Source organism: Nonomuraea harbinensis (genome assembly GCF_019396385.1).
Taxonomy (GTDB): Bacteria; Actinomycetota; Actinomycetes; order Streptosporangiales; family Streptosporangiaceae; genus Nonomuraea; species Nonomuraea ferruginea.
The window spans coordinates 93523-119667 of sequence record NZ_JAHKRN010000026.1 but is presented as its reverse complement, the minus strand read 5'-3'; the positions used below and the strand labels follow the sequence as shown (position 1 = coordinate 119667).

The following is a 26145-nucleotide window of genomic DNA, read 5'->3' as shown; positions in this document are numbered from 1 at the left end:
CTGGCGCGACGCCGGACGGCGGGCCGGTGGCAGCCGCCGTCGCGCTGCGCGCGGTGCTGCCCCGCACCACCGCGCTCAACGCGCCGGAACGCGCCCTGCTGGCCGACTGGCTCGACCGCATCGCCACGAGCGGCTAGCGGGGGCGTCCGCCCGCACGGCACCGGGCCGCACGGGCGGACACGCCCGTCAGGGCGCCGCCGTCTCCAGCACCTTCGGCTCCGGCTTCGCCTCCGGAGGGGTGCGCCGCATCCGCTCCTTGCCCCGCTCCACCATCGTGTACAGCGTCGGCACCAGCACCAGCGTCAGCAACGTCGAGCTGATCAGACCGCCGATCACCACGATCGCCAGCGGCTGCGAGATGAACCCGCCGTGACCCGTCACACCGAGCGCCATCGGCACCAGCGCGCAGATCGTCGCCACCGCCGTCATGAGGATCGGCCGCAACCGCCGCCGGCCGCCCTCCACGACCGCCTCCACGATCCCCATGCCCTGGGCGCGGTACTGGTTGATCAGGTCGATCAGCACGATCGCGTTCGTCACCACGATGCCGATGAGCATCAGCATGCCGATCAGCGCCGGCACGCCCATCGCCGTGTCCGTGGCCACCAGCAGCCCCACCGCGCCGGTCGCCGCGAACGGGATCGACACCAGCAGGATCAGCGGCTGCACGAAGCTGCGGAACGTCGCCACCATGATCATGAAGACGATGGCGATCGCCGCCAGCATCGCCATCCCCAGGTCCGCGAACGCCTCCTCCTGGTCCGCCGAAGCGCCGCCGATCTCGTACGCGGCACCGGCCGACAGGCCCAGCCCATCCAGCTCGCGCGTCAGCTCGGCGGTGACGCTGCCCAGGTCGGCGGCCGTGGCCTTGGCCGACACGGTGGCCGAACGCTCGCCATCGATCCGGGTGATCTGGGTGGGGCCGTCCACCTTCTCCACCTCGGCCACCGACGACAGCTTCACCAGCCCGGACGCCGTCGGCAGCCGCAGGTCGCGCACCGCCTTGACGTCGTCGGGCGCGTCACCGACGCGCAGCACCAGGTCGCTCGCCCGGCCGTCCAGCGTGAGCTGGCCCAGCGGGGCGCCGCGGAACGCCTGCGCCACCGTCTGCCCGATCTGCGCCTCGGTCAGGCCGCGCGCGGCGGCCTTCTCCCGGTCCACCCGCACCTCGATCCGCGGGGCGCTCGTCTCCAGGTTCGAGGACACGTCCCGCAGCCCCTCCACCTGGCCCATGGCGCCCGTCACCGCGTCGGCGGCCGAGCGCAGCGCGCCGATGTCGGGGGCGCGCACGATCACCTGGACGCTGTCGGAGGAGAACCCCGCGGCCGACGCGCCGCCCACCGTCACCTCGCCGATGCCCGACACCTCGGCCAGCCGGTCACGCAGCTCCTGCTCCACCGCCGGAGTGTCGCTGCCGTCCTTGATCGTGATCGAGTAGGAGGCGCGGTCGGCGCCGCCCCCGGTCCCGCCCATCATGGCGTTGCCGCCGCCGACGTTCACCTGGTAGGACTCGACCGAGTCGACCTGCTCCAGCACCTCCTCGACCTTGGCCGCCGCCTTGTCGGTGGTCTTCAGGTCGGTGCCCACCGGCATCCGCTGGCTCATCGAGATCGTGTCCTGGCCCGAGGAGTCCAGGAAGTTCGTCTGCAGGCTGCCCGCCAGCCCCATCGTGCCGGCGAACACCACCACGCCGATCAGCAGCGTCACGACCTTGAAGCGGGTGGCGAAACGCAGCACCGGCAGGTAGGCGCGCTGCAGCGGCGAGCGCAGCTCCTTGGCCTCCGCCTTCTCCCGCTGCGCCCTGGCCTCCTCCGGCGTCAGCCCGCGCGTCCCGAGGAACCAGTAGGCCAGCACCGGCACCACCGTCAGCGACACCACCAGCGAGGCCAGCAGCGCCACCGTCACCGTGATCGCGAACGGCGCGAACAGCTCGCCCACCATGCCGCCGACGATCGCGATCGGCGCGAACACCGCCACCGTGGTCAGCGTCGACGCCGTCACCGCGCCCGCCACCTCGCGCACGCCCGTCAGGATCGCCGACCGCCTGGCCTCGCCGTAGCTGAGATGCCGCTTGATGTTCTCCAGCACCACGATCGAGTCGTCCACCACCCGGCCGATCGCGATCGTCAGCGCGCCCAGCGTCAGCATGTTGAGCGAGTAGTCGCCCAGCCACAGCACCAGCAGCGCGATCACCACCGACAGCGGGATCGACACCGCCGTCACCAGCGTGGAGCGCACCGACAGCAGGAACACCAGGATGACCAGCACCGCGAACACCAGACCGAGAATGCCCTCGGTGGTGAGGTTCTCGATCGACTCCTCCACGTACGGGGCCTGGTCGAAGACCACCTCGATCGCGGTGTCGGAGCCGTCGCCGAGCGCGCGGGTCAGCTCGGGCAGCTTCTCGCGCACCTCGTGGGAGATCGCCACCGCGTTGCCGTCGGGCACCATGGTGACCGACACGCCCAGGCTGGTGTGGCCGTCGGTGCGGGTGATCGTGGTGGCGTCGGACAGGCCGCGCTCCACGGTCGCCACGTCACCGAGCTTGACCGGCTTCGGCGCGCGCTGCTGGACGGCCTGCTGCGGCGCCTGCGGCTGGGCCTGCCGCGCCTGCTGCGCGTTCTGAGCCTGCTGTTGCTGCTGCGGCTGGGCCTGGGGCTGCGGCTGGGCAGGCGTGAGGTAGAGGTCGCGGATGTCCTCGACCGACTCGACGCGGGTGCCGACCTGGACCGTCAGCGACGTGCCGTCCTCCACCAGCGAACCGGCCGGGACCGGCGTGCCGTTGGCGCGCAGCACCTCGGGGATCTGCGCCGCCGACACCCCCGCCAGCGCCATCTTCCCCAGATCCGGCGTGATCGTCACGACCTCGTCGCGGGTGCCGGTCACCTGCGCCTCGCGCACGCCGTCGACGGCCCGCAGCTCCGGCAGCACGATGCCGCGCAGCTTGTCGGCCATCTCCCGCGGGTCGCCGCCGTCGCCCACCGCCAGCACCAGCACCGGGATGTCGTCGGTGCTGCCCGCCACGACCTGCGGCTCCACGTTCGCCGGGAGCTGACCGCCGATCCGGTTGACCGCCTGCTGCATCCGGCTGACCGCCGCGTCGACGTCGGTGCCGTACTCGAAGGCGACCTGGATCTGCGCCAGCCCCTCCTTCGACGTCGAGGTCATCGACTCCATGCCGTCGAGCCCCTGGAGGGCTCCTTCCAGGGGCTCGGTGACCTGTTCTTCCACGATATCCGGCGACGCGCCCGGATAAGCCGCCACCACGAAGGCGCCGGGAAAGCTCAGCGACGGCAGCAACTGCTGCTTCAGCTGCGGGATCGTGAACAGGCCGAAGGCGCTGAGCACGACCGCGATCAAGATCACTAGACTGCGGTTGGCAAGGCTCAACCGGGCGAGTGCGGTCATGGAGTCGGTTCCCTTCAAGATTTCGGCCCCAGACTAACACTTCGCCTTGGACGAATATTTAACGTCGCACGACGTTCCTGATAACCTTCTCAGGAAAGCGAGAGGTGTACGTGAACGACGAACGCGACGATCTGATCCACCAGATCATGCAGATCCAGCGCGACCTCGGCCGGGCCCTCGCCCGCCACCAGTCGCCGCTGTTCTCCTCCAACCTCACGATGCGCCAGCTCAAGGTCATCATGCTCGTCGCCGCCAACGGCTCGGCCACCGGCCAGGACCTCTCCCACAACCTCGGCGTCACCCTCGGCACCGTCACCGGCCTCGTCGACCGCCTGGTCGCCCACGGCCTGGTCAGCCGCCACGAGGACCCCCACGACCGGCGCGTGCGCCGGGTCGAGCTCACCCCCGCCGGCCGCACCCTCATCGAGGAGATCAACGACGCCGGCCTCAAGCAGTACCGCCGGATCATGAACCACCTCGACACCGAGACGCTCCGCTGCCTGCACCACGTGACCGTCCGCCTCCACGAAGCCGCCGCCGAGCTGCATCGGGCGTCGTAGCGGGGGTTCCCTCTGTACGGGAGATCACGACCCCCGCCCGGCGCCTTTACAATGTAGATCAGGTGGTCAGGCGGGACAGCGCGGGCGGCAGCTCACCCTCGCAGGCCACCGTCAGCCGGCGCGTCGCCCGCGTGATCGCCACGTACAGGTCCTGCGCCCCGTTCGGCGACTGGGCCAGGACCGCGGCGGGATCCGCCACGATCACCGCGTCGAACTCCAGCCCCTTGGCCCTCGTCACCGTCAGCACCGTCACCGGCGCGTCCAGGTCCTGCCCGGGGAACAGCGCCGCCGCCCGCCCGTACAGCGCGTCCGGGACCACCACGCCCACCCGGCCCTCGCCGATCGCCGCCAGCTCCTCGCGGGCCAGCTCCGGCAGGTCCGCGAGCCCCGCCCGCACCGATCGGGGAGGCGCGCCGCCGTCGCGCACCGAGCGCGGCGGCGTCAGCGACGGGTCGATCGCCGCCAGCACGTCCGCCGCCACCTCCATGATCTCGGCCGGGGTGCGGTAGTTCACCTCCAGCCGCTCCTCCCGCCAGCGGCCCTCCAGGTACGGATCCAGCACCTCGCCCCACGAGCGGGCCCCGGCCGCCGAACCCGTCTGCGCGAGGTCGCCGACCACCGTGAGCGACTTGGCCGGCACCCGGCGCATCACCAGCCGCCAGGCCATCGCCGACAACTCCTGCGCCTCGTCCACGATCACATGCCCGTACACCCAGGTGCGGTCCCGCGCCGCCCGGTCGGCCGTCGTCAGCTCGGACCCGTCGTCGGCGTGCCGCTCGGCCAGCACGTCGGCCCGTTCGAAGATGCCCTCCTCCAGCACGCCGGTGGTCTGCAGCACCTCCCGGGCGAACAGGTGACGCTCCCGCAGGTCCTCCTCCGCCCGGCGGCCCGCCGCCCGCGCCGCCGAGTCGTCCTGGCCCAGCAGCTCGGCCGCCTCGTCGAGCAGCGGCACGTCACCGGCCGTCCAGGCGGCGCCGGCGGGCCGCACCAGCGCCCGCCAGTCCAGGTCAGGCGGGCACAGCGCCTCCAGCGTCTCCGGCGAGGACAGCAGCTCACTGATCAGCCGCGACGGCGTCAGCTCCGGCCAGAGCGCGTCGAGCGACTCCCGCACCTCCGGCTGCGCCCACAGCCGCTCCGAGGCCACCGCCAGGTCGATCTCGTCCAGGTCGGACTCCAGGTCCAGCGGCCCGGCCAGCTCCGGGTCCTCCAGCTCCATCTCCGCCAGGCGCAGCCCCTCCTCCAGCGCCCGCGCCTCGGCCCTGGCCAGCTCCTTGAGCATCTCCGTCACGTACAGCTTGCGAGCCATGTTGTGCGTCAGCCGCACCGCCCGCGCCCGCGCCCGGTGCCGGGCGCAGGTCTCGTGCGGGACCCGCAGCCGCAACCCGTCGAGCTCCACCACCAGCTCGCCGTCCGGCACCCGCTGGCGATCGCGCACCGCCGCGGCCACCACCCCGGCCATCCGGATGTCGCCCTTGACGACCGCGGCCGCCGGCGGGTCGGCGGCCGTCGCGCGCACCCCCGGGAACAGCTCGCCCAGCGTCGCCATCACCACCTGCGTCTCCCCCAGCGACGGCAGCACCTGGCCGATGTAGCGCAGGAACATCGCGTTCGGGCCGACCACCAGCACGCCGCGCCGCTCCAGCGTGTCGCGGTGGGTGTAGAGCAGGTAGGCGGCGCGGTGCAGCGCCGCCACCGTCTTGCCGGTGCCCGGCCCGCCCTGCACCACCAGCGCGCCCTGCAGCGAGGCGCGGATCACCCGGTCCTGCTCGGTCTGGATGGTGGCCACCACGTCGCCCATGCGGCCGGTGCGGCCCCGGCGCAGCGCCGCCAGCAGCGCCGCCTCCCCCACCAGCGTGCGGCGCTCGCCGTCGCTCATCCCCTCCAGGTCGAACACCTCGTCGTCCAGCCCCGTGACCGTGCGGCCCCGCAGGTGCAGGTGGCGGCGGCGCACCAGCGAGCCGGGGTCGGTGGCGGTGGCCAGGTAGAACGCGCGCGCGGCCGGGGCCCGCCAGTCGATCAGCACCGCCGAGCCCTCCTCGTCGCGCAGGCCGATCCTGCCCACGTAGACGCTCCGGCCGTCGCGGTCGTCGACCCGGCCGAAGCACAGCCCGCGCTCCACCCCGTTCAGCTGCGCCAGGCGGCGGGCCTGCGACGTGGCCAGCGCCTCGCGCTCGACCATGGCCTGGCGGGTGCCGCCGCCCCGGGCGTGCACGGCGCGCAGCGCCGACTCCGCCCGCTCCCTGGCGGAGTCGAGCCTGCCGTAGAGGCCCGACACGACCCGCTGTTCGGTGTCAAGGGCCGCGGCGAGAGCATCTTGACGATTATCCATCAAGTGGTATACTCCTTACGGGAGACGTGTGAAGACTGCCTTAGATGTCAAGCAGTCGAGCTTACCTCCCGTCGGCGTGCGCGGCAACGCCTCCCTGCCGACCGCCTCCGCCGGGCCGCGTGCTAGCTTGCCGATCATGCCTGACTACCTGCAGAGCCTGTTCTCCCTCGCTGGGCGGCGCGCGCTGGTCACCGGCGGCAGCTCCGGCATCGGCTACGCCATCGCCGAGGCGCTCGGCCGCGCCGGCGCCGAAGTGGTGATCGTCGCCCGCGGCAAGGCCGGGCTAGACCGGGCCGCCGAACGGCTGCGCGGACACGGCGTCACCGCCGCCACGATCGTGGCCGACCTCGGCGACCGCGAGGCCGTGCGCCGCGTGTGCGAGCAGGCCGGCCACATCGACGTGCTGGTCAACGACGCGGCCAACAACATCCGCAAGCCCATGGCCGAGCTGACCGAGGACGACTACGCGCAGACCATCGCGGTCAACCTGACCGCCCCCTACCTGCTCGGGCAGCACTACGGGCCGCTCATGGCCGCACGCGGCTGGGGCCGCGTCATCAACATCGGCTCCCAGCAGAGCGTCCGCGCCTTCGGCGACAGCGGCGTCTACGGCGCCGCCAAGGCCGCGCTCGCCGGCCTCACCCGCTCCCAGGCCGAGGCATGGTCCGCCCAGGGAGTGTCGGTCAACACGATCATCCCCGGATTCGTCCTCACCCCGCTGACCGAGCCCGCCCAGGCCATCCCCGGCCGCGTCGAGCAGATGGCCGCCCGTCACATGGCCGGCCGCAACGGCGTCCCCCAGGACTTCGCGGGCGCCGCGGTGTTCCTGGCGAGCGACGCCGCCGCGTTCGTCACCGGCCACCTGCTGTACGTCGACGGCGGCTTCTCGGTGCACTGACCCGGTGCCTTTACAAAGTAGATCAGATCGATCGGGCGAGTTAATAAACGAACGGTCGTTTACAAACCCGGCGGGCTGGGCGATTCCCTCGGCCTGGCGCTCGGCGCGTGGCTCCAGCTCGTATTCGGCGGCCGCGGCCAGGACCGCGAACCCTCCTTGGTGCCCCGATCGAAGTTCTCGGTCAGCGACACCACGGTGATGCCGCGGTCGCGGAGCTCGTTGACGGTGGTCGGCACGTGCCCCGGCCGAGTGGCCCACCGGCCGAACCTCCCGAACCTCAGCGTGTCGCCCGCCTTGGGCAGCGTCAGGAGCCTCCCACGCCGGTCGCGCGACGCCGCGTTCGCCCGACTTCTTCTCCGTGACCAGCTTGTCGTAGCCGCTGGGGCCAGGCTAGCTGCAGGTTCTGGCCACGCGTCGAGACTCGTACGTACGCGCAGCGCCTAGCGCCGGCTCTGAACAGAGCCGAGCGAAAAACCCCGTCTCCGCCAGCATAGATCGACGTGCCGCCCGCGTCCTTACCTGTGAACATCACGAGGAGGATTGGGTGGATCCAGGATTTGAGGCGGCCTTCCGGCACTTCGTCGCCGACCGATCGGGGGCGTTGTTCCGTACCGCGTACCTGCTGACCGGTGACCGGCACGCCGCCGAGGACCTGGTGCAGTCGGCCCTGGTCAAGACGGCCGCGAAGTGGCGCAGTGTGCGCAATCCGGTCGCCATCGAGGGATATGTCCGCCGTGTCATGTACCACGAGCAGGTGAGCTGGTGGCGGCGACGGTCACGCGTCGCGGAGGTGCCCACCGGATGGCTGCCCGACCAGATCGGTGACGGGCACGCCGACGTTGTGGACCTTCGCCTGGTGATGCGCGCGGCCCTCGCCCGGCTCACACCCCGGCAGCGGACCATGCTCGTGCTGCGCTACTTCGAGGACCTCTCCGAGACAGAGATCGCGCGCCTGCTCGGCGTCAGGGTGGGGTCGGTACGCAGCCAGATCTACCGCTCGCTGGAACGCCTGAAGAAGACGGCACCTGAACTGACCACCGTGAGGGAGTTCGGATGAACATCGAGAACCTGCTGCGTGAGACCCTCGCCGACATGGCCGGCGAAGAGCGGCCACCCGCGCCGGGCCGGTACCTCCTGGTCCTCGATCGCCGACCCCGTCGCCGCGGCCTCGCCCTGGCGGCGGCGTCGGCCGTCGCCGCGCTGGCCATCGGATCCACAGTCGTGGTGCAGGAGATGTCGTCGCGGGCTCCCGCTGATGTCGCCGGGCAACACAACGCCGTCCCGCACCTGGTCCCCGAGCGCCGACCGGCCGTCACCGTGACCGTGGTGGAAGGGATGCGGCTCTCGCAGCTCTTCAAGGTGCTGTCGTCGCTCACCGGCAGGCCGGTGGCGGAGTTCGAGAAGGCCGCCAAGGACGGCACGGTGCTCGGCCTGCCGCCCTACGCCAAGGGCAGACTCGAAGGGTTCGCCATCCCCGGCACCTATGAACTCCCCCCCACCATGAACCCGGACGAGATCCTCAGGGCGATGGTGGCCCGGTTCGGGCAGGCCGCCGAGGACACCGACCTGGTCGACGGCGCCAGGCGTGCCGGCAGAACACCGCTGGAGATCCTGACCATCGCCAGCATCGTCCAGGCCGAGGCGGGCAGGGACGAGGACATGCCCAAGATCGCCCGGGTCATCTACAACCGGCTGGACCGGAAGATGCGACTGCAGATGGACAGCACGGTCTTGTACGGCCTGGACAAGTACGGCACCGACGCAAAGCCCGGGGACCGCAAAAGCCGATCGCCGTACAACACCTACAAGCGTCTCGGCCTGCCACCCGGCCCCATCAGCAGCCCGGGGGACGACGCCATCAGGGCCGCGTTGAAGCCGGCCTCCGGCCCTTGGCTCTTCTACGTGACGACCGACCCGAAGAAGAACATCACAAAGTTCGCCGCCTCCCGCTCGGACTTCACCAAACTGGTCCAAGAACGCGACAAGAAGCACGGAATCCGGTGATGCGGCCGAACGACCATCACGATGATCCTTTGAGTACCGACCGCCGACGGTATCGGCCGGCGCCGACAAAACCAGGAAAGGACATCCGTGACGCGCGGACCTGACAGGTCAGGGCACGCTCGGGCCTTGGCGGCCCTCCCGCTCCCGATTCCCCCGTCGCCTCAAGGCACCGGTCCTCTCGGGAGGATCTGATGGCTGAAGGCCCTCGCCGGCCCGGGGGGCCTTCGCTGTTCCGGGATCCGTCCCATGCGCTCCTCCGGCCGCCCACGGGAGCGGAAGGGCGCACGCGCGAGCCGTCCATGACCGTCCTGGGAGCTGGCATCCTGTACGGATGCGACAGGTGACCGTCCTCGGCAGTTGTGGTGCGTTTCCCGAGCCGGGCCGTGCCTGCAGCGGGTTCGCGGTGGACTGGGACGGTTACCGGCTGCTGCTCGACCTCGGCTACGCCACGCTGCCGCGGCTGCTCGCGCACTGGCCGGACGGCGCGGTGGACGCGGTCGTCGTCACCCACGAGCACCCCGACCACTGCGTCGACCTGCACGGGTTGTTCCGGATGCGCTTCTACGGCGACCCCGGTGGCCCACGGCTGCCGTTGTACTGCCCGCCCGGCGTGCTCGACCGGCTCCGCGGGCTGGAGCCCGACGCCGACCTCCACGCGGTCTTCGACGTGCGTCCGCTGCCGGGCGGTCACCGGGTGGGGCCGTTCGCCCTCACGGGATTGTCGCTGCCGCACTATGTGCCCAACGCCGGCATCCGCCTGGAGGCCGACGGGGTCGTCCTGGCCTACACCGGCGACACCGGTCCGACTCCCGCGCTCGCCGAACTCGGGCGCGACACCGACCTGTTCATCGTCGAGGCCACCGACCGCGACGGCGAGACCGGCCGCCCCACCCGCAATCTGCTCGCCTCCGCGGAGGCCGGTCAGTGGGCCCGCCGCGCATCCGCCCGCCGGTTGATGCTCACTCACTTCTGGCCGGGTAACGACCGGGCCGCCGCCGTGGCCGCCGCCCGCGAGGAGTTCGGCGGTGAGGTGTTCGCGGCCGAGGAAGGACTCACTGTCCCACTCGGGTGGAACTGATCAACGAGCGAGGGCCGGCGTCCGGTGTTTTCAACCGAAGACGCCCGTCCGCAGGGCTCAGGCCGGAGTGACCGTGAGGTCCGCCGGACGATCGGAGCGGGAGCCGGGCTCGGTCAGCGGGGCGAACAGGGCGCCCAGTTTGTTCACCGTCTCGGGGATGATCCAGTAGTAGACCCAGGTGCCGCGCCGCTCGCTGCCGATCAGGCCGGCGGTGCGCAGCACCTTCAGGTGGTGGCTGATGGTGGGCGCGGTCAGGTCGAAGGCGTCGGTCAGGTCGCACACGCAGGCTTCGCCGCCGGCGTGGGAGCCGATCATGGACAGCAGGCGCAGCCGGACCGGATCGGCCACCGCCTTGAGCAGGACGGCCATCTCGGCGGCGTCGCCTTCGCCGAGCGGCCGGCGGGCGATCGGCGCGCAGCACGTCCCGGCCTGAGCGTCCTGGCTGCCTCGGGCGAGGGGCAGGGTGGTGGCGGTCATGCGGGAGCCTCCGGGCCTGACTGGTGTTTCGATGTTCGTCTAAATGATAGGCGGTGGTAGAGGGTCAGCGCCGCGGCGGCGGTCAGGCAGGTGAGGGCGACGCCGGCCATGACCCATCCGTAGCCGGCGGCCTGGGCCAGGGCCAGGGCGGCGGCCGGGCTCACGGCCTTGGCCAGGGCGGCGGGCAGGGCCAGGCGACCGGACAGGCTGGCGTAGGCGGTGGTGCCGTAGCGTTCGGTCAGCAGGTGCGGCTTGGTGATGGTGGCGACGCCGAAGCCGAGCCCGAACATCAGCACCGCGGCGACGGCGCCCGCGGTGGTGACGCCGATCAGCGGCAGCGCGGCGGCGCCCACGGCTTGCAGGGCGAAGATGGCGGCGGCGATCAGCGCGGCGGGCAGGCGGCGCTGCAGCCCGGTGGTGATCAGCCGTCCGGTGACCGACAGCACGCCGAGCAGCCCGGCCACGCCGGCGGCCAGCAGCGGCGGGTGGCCGAGGTGGATCAGGTAGGTGATGAGCAGGACCGAGATGGTGGCCGTGCCGGCGCTGTGCAGGGTGAAGGCGGCGGCCAGCAACGAGAAGGCCGCCTGGCGGGTGGCGGCGCGCACCAGCGCCGCCCGCTCGCCGGCCCCGGCCTGGGCCGAGTCACTCGTGTCCGACGGCGAAGGCTTCCCCGTCCGGGGACGGCCCACGGCCAGGAGGTGCAGCGGAACGGCCGCCGCGCCGTAGACGATGCCGAGGATGATCAGGGCCTGGCGCCAGCCGTACGCCTGGACCAGCGCGCCGGTCACCGGCATGAAGATGGAGGAGGCGAACCCGGCCACCACGGTGACCGCGAGCAGCGCCGTGGCGCGGGCCGGGGCGGCGAAGCGGGCGACGATCACGGCGAAGGCCGCCTCGTACAGCACCATGGCCGCGGCGACGCCGATGAGGACGAACACCGCGTACAACTGGGCCACGGTCCGCACCTGCGACCAGGCCAGCAGCGAGACGACGCCCAGCACCGAGCCCGCCGTCATCAGGGCGCGGCCGCCGCGCGCATCCAGCCAGCGGCCCGCCACCGGCGCGCCCAGCGCCGCGATGAGCACCGAGACCGTCAGCGCGAGCGAGACCCGCGACGGGTCGGCGGCCAGGTCGCGGCTCATCGGCGTGAGCAGCACCGAGAAGCTGTAGTACAGCACGCCGAACCCGAGGGTCTGGGTGATGGCCAGCGCCGCCACCAGGGGCCACCCCCTGCCCAGGCCGCGGCCGGGCGCGGGGCGGGCACCGCTCTCTCCGCCGGCCGAGGCGGCGGAGAGAGGATCGACGGCCGGCATAAGCGCTCCTTGGAAAGAGGCAGTCGTCGGGGATCAGCCGCAGCAGCCGCCGCCCTGCGAGGCTCCGGCGGTCGCCAGCGGCAGCGGGCCGCCCAGCAGGCCGCCGCTGATCCCGGTGGCCAGGCCGAGGCGCTGCTCCTGGGCCTCGGCCAGGCTGGAGGAGCACACGCCGGTCTCGGGCAGGTCGAGCCGCACGTCCCGGGCGGCCTCCCAGTCGCCGGCCAGCGCGGCGACGACCGACCGGGCCTGCTCGTAGCCGGTGGCCAGCAGGAAGGTGGGGGCGCGGCCGTAGCTCTTGACCCCCACCGCGTAGTAGCCGTCCTCCGGGTGCGCGAGCTCGTCGGCGCCGTGCGGCGGCACGGTGCCGCAGGAGTGCGCGTTCGGGTCGATCAGCGGCGCCAGCGCCCGGGTGGAGCCGAGGACCGCGTCCAGGTCCAGGCGCAGCTCGCTCGCGATGGCGTGGTCGGGGCGGTAGCCGGTGGCGGCCACGATCCGGTCGGCGGTGACGGCCTGCTCGGCGCCGGACGGATCGCGGCTGATCACCCGCGCCCGCGCGCCGTCGCGTTCGACGGCGTGCGTGAAGAAGCCGGTCAGCCGGCGGATGCGGCCGGAGGTGACGTGGGCGTGCAGGCGGGTGCCGAGCGCGCCGCGGGCGGGCAGCGCGTCCGCCTCGCCGCCGCCGTAGGTACGGCCGGCGTCGCCTGCGCGGATGGCCCAGGTGATCGGGGTGTCGTCGAGCTGGGCGAGCGCGAGCAGCGTGGTGGCGGCCGAGTGCCCGGCGCCGACCACCAGGACATGCTTGCCGGCGTACCGGCCGCGATCGGCGCCGAGCACGTCAGGCAGCGCGTGGTCGACCAGGTCCGCCACATCGGCCTCGCCGTGGGCGGGCAGGCCGGACGCACCGAGCACGTTCGGGGTGGCGTAGGTGCCGGAGGCGTCGACGACCGCGCGCGCGTGCAGCTCGCCGCCGCCGGCCAGCCGGATCAGGAACGGCGCCCGCTCGCGGCCGGCCGTGCGGACCCGGTCGTAGCCGAGTCTGCTGATCGCGCTCACCTTCGCGCCCGTACGGATCCGGTCGCCGAAGAGCTTGGCCAGCGGCGCGAGATAGTCGTCGATCAGCTCGGTCCCGGTGGGCAGCCACTCGGAGTCGGGGGCGCTCCAGCCATCGGCCTCCAGCAGGCGGCGGGCGGCTGGGTCGATGTCGTACTTCCACGGGCTGAACACCCGCACGTGTCCCCACTGGGCCACCGACGCGCCCGCCTGCTCACCGGCCTCCAGCACCACGAAATCGAGGCCCCGTTCGGCCAGGTGGGCCGCCGCGGCCAGCCCGACCGGGCCCGCGCCGACGACCGCGACGGGCAGGTCGTCGGATCGCACGGCCTGCGCACTCGGCTGGAGTTCGACGGCGGTGGGACCGCAGCATCCGCTCATGATGCTTCTCCTCATGGTTCCGCGGGCCGCGACGGTCCGCGCTGTTTTGACGATTGTCTAAGTAGCTTGGCGGACAACTTAGAGCAATGTCAAATTAGAGACATATCTAATCAGTGTGTACCCGGAAGCGGCCCGCTCGCGCGCCGGAGGGTTCCACGACAGCGCTGGCGTCACCCGCCTGGATGGGAGAAAGTGGGGCAAGATCGGCATTCTTGGAGGAGGCGACTGTGCGACTCGGATTCAGCATCGGCACCCTCGGGCCCGTCGCGGCCACCCACGAAGCCCAGCTCTCGCTCGTCCGGGAGGCCGAGCGGCTCGGCTACGACTCGGTGTGGGCGTCGGAGGGGTACGGGGTGGACCCGGCCACCACGCTGGCCTGGCTCGCGGCCGGGACCGAGCGGATCCGCCTGGGCACCGGGGTGCTCCAGGCGACCGGCCGCACCGCCATCGCCGCCGCCATGGCCGCGGCCACCGTCGACCGCCTGTCGGACGGCCGGTTCCTGCTCGGGCTCGGCGCCTCGGGACCGCAGGTGGCCGAGGGCTGGCACGGCCACCCCTACCGGCGCCCGCTGGCCCACCTGCGCGACTACGTCGCCGTGGTCCGCACCGCGCTCGACGGCCGCCCCGTACGGCACGACGGGCCGGAGATCACGCTGCCGCTGCCCGGCAGCCGCGGCAAGGAGCTGACCATGCAGGCGGCGCCGGTGCAGCGGCCGCTGCCGATCCACCTGGCCGCCATGGGTCCCAAGGCGGCCGGGCTGGCGGGCGAGATCGCCGACGGCTGGCTGCCCATCCACTTCCCGCCGGAGCACGTGGCCGAGACCCTGGAGCACGTCCGTGCCGGGGCGGCCCGCGCCGGGCGCGACGCCTCCCGCGTCGAGGTCTCGCCCATGGTGATGGCCATGGTCGACGACGACGCCGACTACGCCCGCGACATGGTGCGGCCCATGCTGGCGCTGTACCTGGGCGGGATGGGCACGCGCGGGGTGAACTTCTACAACCGGCTGGCGCACCGGCTCGGCTTCGGGCCGGCCGCCGGGCGGGTCCAGGACGCCTACTTCGACGGCGACCTGGGCGCGGCCGTGGAGGAGCTGCCGGACGACCTGGTCGACGCCCTCACCCTGTGCGGCACCCCGGAGCGGGTGCGCGAGCGGCTGACCGCCTACCGCAAGGCGGGCGCGACCAGGCTGATCGTCGGCCTGAACGCGCCCACCCTGGAGGACCGCGCCGAGCAGCTCGCCTGGCTGGCGGAACTCGCCGCGTGACCCTCAGCTCCCGACGGGAGCCGAGGGCAGCTCGCGCATCTTCGGGATCGGCGACCGCCACAGCACCACCATCGGCACCAGCGCCCCGATCACCGCCGCCACCAGCACCACCGGCCGCATCCCGAACGCCTCCCCGAGCAGCCCGGCCACCAGCGCGCCCACCGGCGCCGGCACCAGCCCCATCGCCCAGATGGTGGCGATCACCCGGCCGACCAGCTCGCGCGGCGCGGCCGACTGCAGCACGGTGATGTTGTTGACCACGAAGATCTGCGTGCAGAGCCCGACCAGCAGCTGCGACAGGCCAAGCGTGCCGAGCGCCAGCCACAGCGGCCCGCCGGCCAGCGGCACCAGGATGAGCGCGCTGTTGCCGATCACCGTGGACCAGAACATGGTCGGCCCCGGCCCGAACCCCTTCATCAGCCGCACCGACAGCCACGCCCCCGCCACCGCGCCGATCCCGCCGACCGCGAGCACCCCGCCGACCACCGCGGCCGGCAGGTCCACGACACCGAGCACGTACGGGATGTAGAGGGTCTGCAGGATGCCGATGTCGAAGAAGGAGTAGACGGCACTCGCGATCGCCAGCGGCCGGATGATCGGCTGGCTCATCACGAAACCGAACCCGGCCCGGATCGCCGAGATCATGCTGCCGCCGCTGTCCGGCGGGGGCGGGTCCTCCTTCTTGCGGATGAAGATCAGGCACAGCGCCGAGGCGACGTAGCTGACGACGTCGACCAGGATGATCAGCGGCGCGGAGCGGGCCGCCAGCAGGACCCCGGCCAGGCTGGGCCCGACCGCCTTGGACACCGAGTCGCTCAGCTGCAGCTTGCTGTTGCCGTCGCCCAGATGCTCGGGCGCCACCAGCAGCGGCAGGTACGACCGGTAGGCGATCTCGAACAGCACGCCGAACACGCCCATCACCAGGACGACCACGTACAGCCACCAGAGCGTGAGCATGTCCATCACGAACAGCAGCGGCACGGTGCAGAGCATGGCGGCGCGGATCACGTCGCTCCAGATCAGCACGGGCCGGCGCCGCATCCGGTCCACCCAGACGCCGACGACGAAGAACAGCACCATCGGCAGGCGGGCCAGCGCGCCGAGCACGCCCATCTCGGCGACGGAGGCGTTCAGCAGGAGGTAGGCGACGATGGGCATGGCCAGCACCGTCACCTGCGAGCCGACCAGGGACAGGCTCTCACCCGCCCATAACTTCAGGAAGTCCGGATTGCGCCACAGGGTGCCGGCGCGGTCAGTCGTCGGTGAGGCCATTGTCGATGCTGCTCCTTACCTCGGCGGCCGCCCGCGCGACCCGCGGCTCGTACATGACGGTGAAGCGCTCGCCGTGGATGGGCGAGATGCGCAGCCGCCCGGTCACGACGTCGCGCCAGCCCATGTCGTCGGGCGGCACGCCCTCGGCGGCGGGCGAGAACAGCAGCACGTCACCGTCGTAGGGGGCGTGCCGGTAGTAGCCGACGGCGTGCGCGTTGGCGCGGAAGACGGAGACGAAGCGGCGCGCCTGGCGCAGGTCGGCCGCGTCGGGCTGGAGGGTGTCGGCGCGGGCGGCGGCGTCGATGACGGCCAGCAGCCGCTCGTCGGGGTCCAGCCGGTGCAGCTCGTCCAGGTCGACCTGGACCCTGCCGCCCGCCAGGGCGTGGGTGAGCAGCACGGCGTCGTCCTCCAGCGAGGCGCGCAGCACCGGCTCGGCGGCGTCGGAGTAGAACAGCACCACCAGCGGCACCCGCTCGCCGCGCTCGCGCAGCCGGCGGGCGGTCTCCAGCGCGATGTTGCCGCCGATGCAGTAGCCGCCGAGCACGTACGGGCCCTGCGGGCGGACCCGGAGCAGGTGCTCGGTGTAGTCGTCGACCATCTCCTCCAGCGTCTTGTGCGGCTCCTCGCCGGGGGCGAGCCCGGCGGCCTGGACGGCGAGCACGGGCTGGTCGGCGCCGAGGTGGCGGGCGAGCGGCAGGTAGCGGAACACCTGGCCGCCCAGCGCGTGGAACAGGAAGATCGGGATCCGGTCGCCGGTGGGGCGCAGCGGCACGATCCGCTCGGGGACGCCGTCGTTGTCGTGCGGGCGGCGCAGCTCGGCGGCCAGCAGGGCCACGGTGGGGGCGGTGAGCACGGCCTGCAGCGGCACCTCGCGGCCCAGCTCCTTGCGCAGCCGCATGGTCAGCCGCAGCGCCAGGAGCGAGTGTCCGCCGAGGGTGAAGAAGTCGTCGTGCACCCCGACGGAGTCCACGCCGAGCGTCTCCTCCCAGGCGGTGGCCAGCCGGGCCTCGAACGGGTCGCGCGGCGGCAGGTACGGGGGCCGCCCGGCCTCGCCGGGCTCGGGCAGCGCGGCCCGGTCGAGCTTGCCGCTGGTGGTGACGGGCAGCTCGGCCAGCCGCACCCACGCCGACGGGATCATGTGATCGGGCAGATGCCGCCGTAACGCGGCAGCCAGCTCGGCACCCGGATCCTCGGCCTGCGCGGAGATCGCGGGGACGACGTAGCCGACGAGGCGTTCGCCGCGCAGGACGACGGCGGCGGCGCGTACGGACGGGTGGGCGGTCAGCAGGGACTCGATCTCGCCCAGTTCGACCCGCTGGCCGCGGATCTTCACCTGGAAGTCGGTGCGGCCCAGGTACTGGATCTCGCCGGTGGGCAGCCAGCGGGCCACGTCCCCGGTGCGGTACAGGCGCGTGCCGGGCGGGCCGTACGGGTCGGGTACGAAGCGTTCGGCGGTCAGCGCGGGCCGGTTGACGTAGCCGCGGGCGAGCTGGACGCCGCCCAGGCACAGTTCGCCCGGCGTGCCGACCGGCACCCGGCGGCCCTCGGCGTCGAGCACCTCCAGGCGGGTGTTGGCGACCGGCCCGCCGATGGGGATCACGGTCTCCCCCGGCTCGCAGGCGTGCCAGGTCACGTCCACGGCCGCCTCTGTCGGGCCGTACAGGTTGTGCAGCTCCGTACCGGGCATCCGCTCGTGGAAGCGCGCGGCCAGCTCCGGGGAGAGCGCCTCGCCCGAGCAGATGACCCGCCGCAGCGGCGGCAGCTCGGGCTCGTCCAGGAACACCTCCAGCATCGACGGCACGAAGTGCGCCACACTGGCGCGGTGCCCGGCGGCGAGGGCGGCCAGGCGGGCGCTGTCGCGGTGGGCGCCCGGCTCGGCGACGACCATCCCGGCGCCGGTGATGAGCGGCCAGAACAGCTCCCACACCGACACGTCGAACGACAGCGGCGTCTTGTGCAGGACCCGGTCCTCGCCGGTGAGCGGGAAGGTCTCCTGCATCCACCGCAGCCGGTTGACGATCGCCCGATGCGACACCCCCACCCCCTTCGGACGTCCCGTCGACCCCGACGTGAAGATCACGTACGCGAGCGCGTCCGGATGGACGGCGACCTCCGGAGTCGTGTCGGGGGCGGGACCGTCGAGAGGCAGCGCCACCACCCCGGCGGGCAGACCGGCGTCGGACGACGGCGGGTCGCCGTCGGTGAGGACGATGCGGGCGCCGGCGTCCTCGATCATGTGGGCCAGCCGTTCCGGTGGCAGGCCGGGCTCCAGCGGGAGGTAGGCGGCGCCGGCGCCGAGGACGCCGAGCAGCGCGGGCAGGAGGCCGGGGCCGCGGTCCAGGTGGAGGCCGACCACGTCGCCGGGGCGGGTGCCGGCGGCGGCCAGCCGGGCGGTGACGGCGCGGGCGCGGGCGGCCAGCTCGCGGTAGGTGATCCAGGTGCCGTCGTAGCAGACGGCCGGCGCGGTGGGGGTGCGTGCGGCCTGCGCGGCGAACAGCTCCGGGAGGGTCGCCTCCGGGTACGGCCGCGCGGTGGCGTTCCACCGGCCGATCTCCCCGGCGTCCGCCGTCAGGAACGGATCGGCCCGGCGTGGATCGGCGGCGCTCGTGGTGGCCAGGCGCAGGGCCGTCAGGTAATGGCCGCCGATACGGGCGATCTGCGCGGCGCCGAACTGGGCCCGGTCGTAGGTGATGACCAGGTCGAACCCGCCGTGCTCGCGCGAGCGGGTGAACGCGGCGGTGAACGGCAGGTCGGTCTGTTCGAAGAACTCCTGGCCGACGATCTCGGCGCCGGGCATGCCGCGGTAGACGTGGAAGTCGCGGTAGTCGAAGAGCGCGTCCAGCATCGGCGAGCGCCCGGACAGCCGCTGGATCTCGAAGAGCGGGAACTGCCGGTGCGGCAGCAGCGCCACCTCGGCGTCGAACACCCGGCGCACCAGCTCGCCCCAAGTGGGCGCGGCCGTGTCGAGGCGCAGCGGCACCGTGTTGAGGAACAGGCCGAGCACCTCCTCGCCCGCCTCGCTCTCCGGCCGGCTGTGCGTGACCAGGCCGGTCATCACCTCGTCCTCGCCCGTGACCAGCGCCAGCACCCGCAGGTGGGCGGCCAGCATGACGGTGCGCACCGGGACGGCGAGCTCGCGGGCCACCTCGGTCACGCGGGCGAGCAGGGCGGGCTCCAGCGGCAGCCGCAGCACCTCGACGCCGTCGCCGTCCCGGTGCTCGGGCAGCCGCGGCAGCCGCGTGTCCGGCGCGTCGTCCACCCGGGCCTGCCAGAAGTCACGCGTCTGGGCGCAGGCGACGACGGCGCGCTCGCGGGCCACCAGGTCGCGGAAGGCCGCGGCGGGCGGGGTCACCGGCAGCGGCTCCCCGGCCAGGCGGGCGTGGTAGCGGCGGAACAGCTCGGTGACGAGCGTGGCCACGCTCCACCCGTCGAGGATGGCGTGGTGGAAGCTCAGGCTGAACGCGAACAGCTCGCCGGGCAGCAGGTGCGCGTGCGCGCGGGCCAGCGGCGGCCGCGACCAGTCGAACGGGCGCCGTTTCTCCTCCTCCGCCCAGCGCGCCACCCGTTCGTCCGCGTCCGGGACGCCCGACAGGTCGGTCACGGCGAACGGCAGTGCGGCCGAGCGGTGCACGAACTGCAGCGGCTCGCTGAACCCGGTCATGTCGATCGAGGTGCGCAGCACCGGGTGCCGGGCGGTCACCTCGGCCAGGGCGGCCTCGAACGCCTCCCGGTCGAACCGGCCGCGCAGCGTGATCGTGGTCAGGTCGTGGTAGGTGGCCGCGTCCGGCTCGTAGGCGCTGTGGTAGAGCATGCCGGCCTGGAGAGCGGCCAGGGGGTAGGCGTCCTCCAGGCCCCGGGCCCCGGTCGTGACAGTCATCGCGCCTCGCCTTCCAGCATCCGTGCCAGGTCCTCGGGGTCGAGCAGGCCGAACGGCGCCGCGGCCCGCGGTTCGGCGGCCGGCGCGGCCGGTTCCAGCCGGGCGGCCAGCTCTCTGACCGTCTGGTGCAGGAACAGCTGTTCCAGCCGTACGGCGTAGCCCGCCTCGCGCAGCCGGGAGACCACCTTGAGGCTGCGGATGGAGTCGCCGCCGACGGCGAAGAAGTTGTCGTGCGCCGACACCCGCGCCAGGCCGAGCACGCCCTGCCAGGCGGCGGCGACGGCGCGTTCGGCCTCGCCCTCCGGGTCGGCGTGGGCGGCCGGGTCGGGGGCGGACGGGTCGGGCAGCGCGTCGCGGTCGAGCTTGCCGCTGCGGTTGAGCGGCAGCGCGTCCAGGATCGTCAGGGTGGCGGGGACCAGGTGGCCGGGCAGCCGCTCGCGCAGCAGGGCGTGCCACCGCGCCGGGTCGTGCTCGCCGGGGTCCGGCACCACGTATCCGGCCAGCCGCAGCCCGGCCCCGTCGGCGACGGCCCGCGCGGCGGCGGCGCGCACGCCGGGCAGCGCCGACAGCGCGGCGTCGATCTCGCCCAGTTCGACCCGCATGCCGCGGATCTTGACCTGGTGGTCGGCGCGGCCCAGGTACTCGATCTCGCCGTCGGGCCGCCATCTGGCCAGGTCGCCGGTGTCGTACAGCCTGCCGCCGGGCGGGCCGTGCGGGTCGGGCGCGAACCGTTCGGCGGTCAGGGCGGGACGGTTGACGTAGCCGCGGGCGAGCTGGACGCCGCCGATCCACAGCGTGCCGGGGACGCCGACGGGCACCCGGTTCATGCGCTCGTCGAGGATCTCCAGGCGGGTGTTGGCGACCGGCCCCCCGATGGGGATCACGGTCTCCCCCGGCCGGCAGGCGTGCCGGGTGACGTCCACGGCCGCCTCCGTGGGGCCGTACAGGTTGTGCAGCTCCGTGCCGGGCATCCGCTCGTGGAAGCGCGCGGCCAGCTCCGGGGGCAGCGCCTCGCCGGAGCAGATGACCCGCCGCAGCGGCGGCAGGCCGGGTTCGTCGAGGTAGGCGTCGAGCATGGACGGCACGAAGTGGACGGTGCTGACGTCCCCGGCGCCGAACAGGCGGGTCAGGTAGCCGGGATCGGCGTGCCCGCCGGGGTCGGCGACCACCATTCCGGCGCCGGTGATGAGCGGCCAGAACAGCTCCCACACCGACACGTCGAACGAGAACGGCGTCTTGAACGCCACCCGGTCCTCGCCGGTGAGCGGGAAGGCGTCCTGCATCCACCGCAGCCGGTTGACGATCGCCCGGTGCGACACCCCCACCCCCTTCGGACGTCCCGTCGACCCCGACGTGAAGATCACGTACGCGAGCGCGTCCGGATGGACGGCGACCTCCGGCGTCGTGTCGGGGGCCGGCTCCGTGAGGGGGGTCGCGTCGAGGAGGACGGGGGTGACGCCGGAGGGCAGGAGGGCGTGGTGGGTGGTGCTCGTGATCGCGAGGCGGGCGCCGGAGTCGGACAGCATGGCGGCGAGCCGGGCCGGCGGGTGGTCCGGCTCCAGCGGCAGGTAGGCGGCGCCGGCGGCGATCACCGCGTGCACGGCGACCACCAGGTCCGGCCCGCGTTCCAGGCACACGCCGACGACCCGGTCGGGTCCGGCGCCGAGCGCGCGCAGCGTGCGGGCCAGCCGGTCGACCCGGGCGGTGAACTGCTCGTAGGTGAGCCACTCCTCCCCGTGGCGCACAGCGGGGGCGTGCGGGGTGCGCGCCGCCTGGTCCGCCAGCAGGCCGGCGAGCGTCGCGCTCTCGTACGGGGTGGCGGTGTCGTTGGCCCGCAGGACAGTCTCCAGCTCTCCGGGCGTGAGCAGCGGCACCTCGCTCACGGGACGGCCGGGCGCGGCCACCGCCCGGGTGAGGAAGGCGCGGAAGTGGTCCGCGAACCGCTCCATCCGGTCATGGTCGAACACGTCGGTGGCGTAGTGCAGCACCCCCGTCAGCCCGTCACCGGCCTCCTCGATCACCAGGTGCAGGTCCGCCTGGGTGACGCCGGGGTCGATGTCCAGGGTGCGCAGCGACACCCCGGCCGCCTCCGGCGGGGCGGGCGGCACGTTCTGGTAGGCGAGCATCACCTGGAACAGCGGGTTGCGGGCCAGGTCGCGCTCCTCGGCCAGCTCCCGCACCAGCACCTCGAACGGCAGCTCGGCGTGGTCGTGCGCGTCGAGCACCCGTTCCCTGGTGCGCCGGACCAGCTCGCCGAAGCCGGGGTCGCCGGACAGGTCGCCGCGCAGCACCAGCGTGTTGAGGAACAGGCCGGCCAGCTCCTCGACGTCCGGGTGCGCCCGGCCGGACACCGGCGTGCCGATCGGGATGTCGTCGCGGCCGGTGTAGCGGGCCAGCACCGCCTGCAGCGCCGCCAGCAGCACCATGAACGGCGTCGCCTGCCGCTCCGCCGCGAACTCCCGGACCGCGGCGACGGTGTCCGCGTCGATCCCGAACGTCAGCCTGCGGCCCGCCATGCCCGCCGGCCCGTGCCGGTGCCGGTCCGCGGGCAGGTCCAGGGTGGCGGGCAGGCCGGCGAGGGTGTCCTTCCAGTACGCGAGATCGTCCGTACGTTCGCCGGCCCGGCGGCGGTGCCAGGCGGCGAAGTCGCGATAGCCGGTGGGCAGGGCGGGCAGGTCCGGCGGCGTGCCGGTGACGCGGGCCCGGTAGAGCTCCATGAGGTCGCGCAGCAGGATCGACAGGCTCCACCGGTCGGCGCTCACGTGGTGCAGGGTCAGGAACAGGTCGTGCTCCTCCCGGCTCCGCCTGACGAGGACGGCTCTGGCGAGGGGGCCGGTGGCGAGGTCGAACCGGTGGCGGGCCTCCCGGCGCCCGATCTCGTCCTCGTCGGTCCCGCCGGGAGCGGGGAGGGGGCGGACGGCCAGGCGGGGTCTGCGGGTGCCCTCCTGGAGGTGCGGTTCGCCGTCGGCGCCGGTGATGACGAGGCGGAGGGCGTCGTGCCGGTCCACCAGGTCGTCGAAGGCGGCGGCCAGCGCCTCGACGTCGAGCGGGCCGGTCAGGCGTTCGGCCCAGGCCACGTTGTAGGCGGGGCTGCCGGGATCGAGCTGGTCCAGGAACCACAGGCGGGCCTGGGCGTGCGACGGCTCCACCGGCCCTTCGGCCGCGGGGATGGAGGCGGCGTGCGCCGAGGTCAGCAGGGGGGCCAGCCCGGCGATGGTCGGCGTCTCGAAGCAGCGGCGCAGCGTCACCCGCGCGCCGAACTCCTCCCGCATCCTGACCACGAGCCGCATCGCCAGCAGGGAGTGGCCGCCGAGGGTGAAGAAGTCGTCGTCCACGCCGATCCGGTCCCTGCCGAGCAGGCCGGTCCAGACGGCGTGCAAGGTGTGCTCCTCCGGCGTGCGCGGCGGCCGCTGCTCGCGGGCCTCTTCCGGCGGGGGCGGCGGGAGGGCCTTGCGGTCGAGCTTGCCGCTGGGCAGCACCGGGAAACCGTCCACCGTCACGAACGCCGCCGGGATCATCGCCTCCGGCAACCGCGCCCGCAAGAACCCCCTCAACGAACCAGAATCAACCCCCGAACCCGCACCAGGCTGGACATACGCCACCAGACCACGACCACCCGGAGCATCGTCACGCACCACCACCACCGCGCGACCCACCCCCGGACACTCCCCCAGCACCGCCGCAACCTCATCAGGCTCGACCCGCACCCCCCGCACCTTCACCTGATCATCAACACGCCCCAGATACTCCAACTCCCCCGACACACACCACCGCACCAAATCCCCCGTCCGATACAACCGCCCCCCACCACCACCGAACGGATCCGGAACAAACCGCTCCCCCGTCAACCCCGCACGACCGTGATAACCCCGAGAAACCCCCACCCCACCCACCAGCAACTCACCCGGCACCCCCACCGGAACCGGACACAACCCCCCATCCACCACATACACCGACGTATTCGCCACCGGCGTGCCGATGAGGATCGTGGTGGCGTCACGCGGCACCCGGTAGGCGGTGGACCAGATGGTGGTCTCCGTCGGGCCGTAGAAGTTCCACAGCTCCCCGGCCACCTTCAGCAGCCGCGCCGCCAGGTCGGGCGGCAGGGGCTCGCCGCCGAGGATGAGGCGCGGCAGGCCGGGCGGCAGGTGCCCGGCGACCAGGCCGGCCACCGAGGGGGTGAGCTGCACCAGGTCCACCCCTTCGGCGGCGCGACCGGCCTGGCGGGGCACGCGGGAGGTGTCGTCGGGGGCGACGACGAGGGTGCCGCCGGACAGCAGCGGCGTGAAGATCTCCAGCGCGGCGATGTCGAAGGACAGCGACGTCATGAGCAGCGCGCTGCCGCCGCCGACCCGGCGGATCACGTCGGTGACCAGGTTGACGACTCCCCGGTGCGGCACCTCGACGCCCTTGGGCCGCCCGGTCGAGCCGGAGGTGTAGATCAGGTAGGCCAGGTTGTCCGGACCCACCCGTACCGGCGTCGCGGGCGGCCCTTCCGGCGGCCGGTCCAGCAGGAACACCGGCGGCCGGTCGGCGGGGAGGTCGCCGGCCAGGCGCGAGGTGGTGATCAGCAGGCGCGCGCCGGAGTCGGCCAGGATGTACGACAGCCGTTCCGCCGGGTACGCCGGGTCCAGCGGCAGGTAGTGGCCGCCCGCCCGCAGGACCGCCAGCAGCGCCACCACCAGATCGGCGTCGCGGGGCAGGCACAGCGCCACGCAGGTCTCGGCGCCCACGCCGGCCGCCGCCAGCCGCCCGGCCAGCGCGCGGACGCGCTCGTCCAGCTCGGCGTAGGTGAGCGTGCCGCCGGCGAGGTCGCGGAGCGCGACCGCGTCCGGCGTGCGCGCGGCCTGCTCGGCGACCAGCTCGTGCAGGGTTCCTGCGGGGTACGGTGCGGCGGTGGCGTTCCAGCCGGTGAGCAGCCGCCGTTCCTGTTCGGGCGTCATCAGCGGCAGCCGTGACAGCCGGACGCCCGGGTCGGCGGCGACGGCCTCCAGGACGAGCCGGTACGCCTCGGCCATCCGCGCCACCGTGTCCGCGTCGTACAGCTCGGTGCTGTACTCGAAGTAGAGGCCCGCGCCGGAAGGGGTCCTGACCACGTCGAGGCCGAGGTCGTGCTGGGCGGTGCCGTTGGGGAACTGGCCGCGCGTGTCCATCGGCAGCAGGTTGAAGCCCACCTGGTACAGCGGGGTGCGGCTGGGGTCGCGGGCCGGCCGCAGCGCCTCCACCAGCCGGTCGAACGGCACGTCGGCGTGGTCCAGCGCTTCCACGACGGTGCCGCGCACCCGGTCCAGCAGCTCGTCGAAGGACGGGTCGCCGGACAGGTCCGTGCGCAGCACCAGCGTGTTGACGAACATGCCGATGACCGGCTCGAACTCGGGCAGGTCCCGGCCGGCTACCGGCGAGCCGACCACGACGTCGTCCTGGCCGCCGTAGCGGGCGAGCAGCGCCTTGAACCCGGCCAGCAGCACCATGAACAGGGTGGCGCCGCGCCGCCTGGCCAGCTCCTCCAGCGCGCCGACGAGGTCCGCGGGCAGGGTGCGGGCGTACTCGTCGCCGGCGTGGCCGCGGGTGGCCGGGCGCGGCCTGTCGGTGGGCAGGCCGGTGTCGCCGGGCAGGCCGGCCAGGCGTTCGCGCCAGTAGCCGAGCTGGCCGGCGAGCACGCCCCCGGCGAGGTGCTCGCGTTGCCAGGCGGCGTAGTCGGCGTACTGGATGGGCAGTTCGGGCAGGTCCGGCTCGCGGCCCTGGCCGAGCGCGTCGTGGATCTCCTTCAGCTCACTGGTGAAGACGACGCCTGAGCGGGCGTCGAACACCGCGTGGTGCACGACCAGCACGATCCGCTGCAGCTCGTCGCTCATGCGGACCAGCCGCGCCCGCCACAGCGGCGGCCGGTCCAGGGCGAACGGCCTGCGCGCCTCGGCCAGGGCCAGCGCGCGGAACTCGCGTTCGGCCCGCTCGGGCGGCAGGCCGCGCAGGTCGGTGCAGGGCAGCGTGACCGGCAGGTCCACCTGGACGACCTGGATCAGGTCGCCGTCCTCGGTCGCCAGCGACGTGCGCAGCGTCTCGTGCCGCCGGACGACCTGGCGCAGCGCGTCCAGGCACCGCTCCGGGTCGCTCCGGCCGGGCAGCTCGATCACCGCGTTGACGTGGTGCGCGGGCGCGTCCGGGTCGAGCCGGGCGAGGAACCACAGGCGTTCCTGGGCGTACGAGGCAGGCAAGACGTAGGTGCCGGTCAC

At 73.3% G+C, this 26145-nt stretch carries 14 protein-coding genes; 6 read left to right on the top strand and 8 right to left on the bottom strand.

Annotated elements, in window-relative coordinates; translation table 11 throughout:
• Window positions 1-186: 186 nt before the first annotated feature.
• A complete protein-coding gene (locus tag KME79_RS25650) occupies window positions 187-3408 on the bottom strand; it encodes an efflux RND transporter permease subunit (RefSeq protein WP_219546664.1) in 3222 nt (1073 codons plus the stop codon).
• Between the two features lie 110 nt (window positions 3409-3518).
• Here KME79_RS25650 and KME79_RS25645 point away from each other — a divergent pair, with 110 nt between their 5' ends.
• Window positions 3519-3968: a MarR family winged helix-turn-helix transcriptional regulator gene (locus KME79_RS25645; RefSeq protein WP_271279456.1), complete on the top strand. Its 450-nt coding sequence runs from the start codon at window positions 3519-3521 to the stop codon at window positions 3966-3968.
• Between the two features lie 58 nt (window positions 3969-4026).
• On the opposite strand, the gene KME79_RS25640 is transcribed toward KME79_RS25645, so the two are convergent.
• Window positions 4027-6297, bottom strand: a complete 2271-nt coding sequence (locus tag KME79_RS25640) for a HelD family protein (RefSeq protein WP_219546663.1) — start codon at window positions 6295-6297, stop codon at window positions 4027-4029.
• A 136-nt stretch (window positions 6298-6433) separates the two neighbouring features.
• On the opposite strand from KME79_RS25640, the gene KME79_RS25635 reads away from it, so the two are divergent.
• The 4 genes from KME79_RS25635 (at window position 6434) to KME79_RS25620 (ending at window position 10277) form a co-directional block, all read left to right on the top strand.
• Complete coding sequence (locus tag KME79_RS25635; RefSeq protein ID WP_148031543.1) at window positions 6434-7195, top strand: SDR family NAD(P)-dependent oxidoreductase; 762 nt, start codon at window positions 6434-6436, stop codon at window positions 7193-7195.
• Window positions 7196-7739: 544 nt separating this feature from the next.
• Window positions 7740-8252 (top strand): SigE family RNA polymerase sigma factor, encoded by a 513-nt coding sequence (locus KME79_RS25630; RefSeq protein WP_219546662.1) that lies wholly within the window; start codon window positions 7740-7742, stop codon window positions 8250-8252.
• Entirely contained in the window at window positions 8249-9199 is a 951-nt protein-coding gene (gene mltG, locus KME79_RS25625; RefSeq protein ID WP_219546661.1) for an endolytic transglycosylase MltG, read from the top strand. The genes KME79_RS25630 and mltG overlap by 4 nt, the downstream gene beginning before the upstream one ends.
• A gap of 331 nt (window positions 9200-9530) precedes the next feature.
• A complete protein-coding gene (locus tag KME79_RS25620) occupies window positions 9531-10277 on the top strand; it encodes an MBL fold metallo-hydrolase (protein WP_246640430.1) in 747 nt (248 codons plus the stop codon).
• Between the two features lie 57 nt (window positions 10278-10334).
• On the opposite strand, the gene KME79_RS25615 is transcribed toward KME79_RS25620, so the two are convergent.
• From KME79_RS25615 to KME79_RS25605, 3 genes are read right to left on the bottom strand one after another with little or no spacing between them, the layout of a single operon-like run.
• Window positions 10335-10754: an ArsR/SmtB family transcription factor gene (locus KME79_RS25615; RefSeq protein ID WP_219546660.1), complete on the bottom strand. Its 420-nt coding sequence runs from the start codon at window positions 10752-10754 to the stop codon at window positions 10335-10337.
• Window positions 10751-12067 carry an MFS transporter gene (locus KME79_RS25610; protein ID WP_219546659.1) on the bottom strand — a complete coding sequence of 439 codons (1317 nt, stop codon included), beginning with the start codon at window positions 12065-12067 and terminating at the stop codon, window positions 10751-10753. The genes KME79_RS25615 and KME79_RS25610 overlap by 4 nt, the downstream gene beginning before the upstream one ends.
• 33 nt (window positions 12068-12100) lie before the next feature.
• Window positions 12101-13498 carry an FAD-dependent oxidoreductase gene (locus tag KME79_RS25605; protein WP_219546658.1) on the bottom strand — a complete coding sequence of 466 codons (1398 nt, stop codon included), beginning with the start codon at window positions 13496-13498 and terminating at the stop codon, window positions 12101-12103.
• 227 nt (window positions 13499-13725) lie between these two features.
• Here KME79_RS25605 and KME79_RS25600 point away from each other — a divergent pair, with 227 nt between their 5' ends.
• Window positions 13726-14763, top strand: coding sequence for an LLM class flavin-dependent oxidoreductase (locus KME79_RS25600; RefSeq protein WP_148031539.1), 1038 nt, complete (start codon window positions 13726-13728; stop codon window positions 14761-14763).
• Window positions 14764-14766: 3 nt separating this feature from the next.
• Here the strand turns inward: KME79_RS25600 and KME79_RS25595 are convergent, their stop codons facing one another.
• From KME79_RS25595 to KME79_RS25585, 3 genes are read right to left on the bottom strand one after another with little or no spacing between them, the layout of a single operon-like run.
• A complete protein-coding gene (locus tag KME79_RS25595; RefSeq protein WP_219546657.1) occupies window positions 14767-16035 on the bottom strand; it encodes an MFS transporter in 1269 nt (422 codons plus the stop codon).
• Window positions 16016-19912 (bottom strand): non-ribosomal peptide synthetase, encoded by a 3897-nt coding sequence (locus tag KME79_RS25590; RefSeq protein WP_219546656.1) that lies wholly within the window; start codon window positions 19910-19912, stop codon window positions 16016-16018. The genes KME79_RS25595 and KME79_RS25590 overlap by 20 nt, the downstream gene beginning before the upstream one ends.
• Complete coding sequence (locus KME79_RS25585) at window positions 19909-26145, bottom strand: non-ribosomal peptide synthetase (RefSeq protein WP_219546655.1); 6237 nt, start codon at window positions 26143-26145, stop codon at window positions 19909-19911. The genes KME79_RS25590 and KME79_RS25585 overlap by 4 nt, the downstream gene beginning before the upstream one ends.

What these genes read in the sequence shown, in the direction of transcription:
- KME79_RS25650 (WP_219546664.1), bottom strand. Translation starts at nt 3,408, where the DNA reads ATGACCGCACTCGCCCGGTTGAGCCTTGCCAACCGCAGTCTAGTGATC.
- KME79_RS25640 (WP_219546663.1), bottom strand. Translation starts at nt 6,297, where the DNA reads ATGGATAATCGTCAAGATGCTCTCGCCGCGGCCCTTGACACCGAACAG.
- KME79_RS25635 (WP_148031543.1), top strand. Translation starts at nt 6,434, where the DNA reads ATGCCTGACTACCTGCAGAGCCTGTTCTCCCTCGCTGGGCGGCGCGCG.
- mltG (WP_219546661.1), top strand. Translation starts at nt 8,249, where the DNA reads ATGAACATCGAGAACCTGCTGCGTGAGACCCTCGCCGACATGGCCGGC.
- KME79_RS25620 (WP_246640430.1), top strand. Translation starts at nt 9,531, where the DNA reads ATGCGACAGGTGACCGTCCTCGGCAGTTGTGGTGCGTTTCCCGAGCCG.
- KME79_RS25615 (WP_219546660.1), bottom strand. Translation starts at nt 10,754, where the DNA reads ATGACCGCCACCACCCTGCCCCTCGCCCGAGGCAGCCAGGACGCTCAG.
- KME79_RS25610 (WP_219546659.1), bottom strand. Translation starts at nt 12,067, where the DNA reads ATGCCGGCCGTCGATCCTCTCTCCGCCGCCTCGGCCGGCGGAGAGAGC.
- KME79_RS25605 (WP_219546658.1), bottom strand. Translation starts at nt 13,498, where the DNA reads ATGAGCGGATGCTGCGGTCCCACCGCCGTCGAACTCCAGCCGAGTGCG.
- KME79_RS25595 (WP_219546657.1), bottom strand. Translation starts at nt 16,035, where the DNA reads ATGGCCTCACCGACGACTGACCGCGCCGGCACCCTGTGGCGCAATCCG.
- KME79_RS25590 (WP_219546656.1), bottom strand. Translation starts at nt 19,912, where the DNA reads ATGACTGTCACGACCGGGGCCCGGGGCCTGGAGGACGCCTACCCCCTG.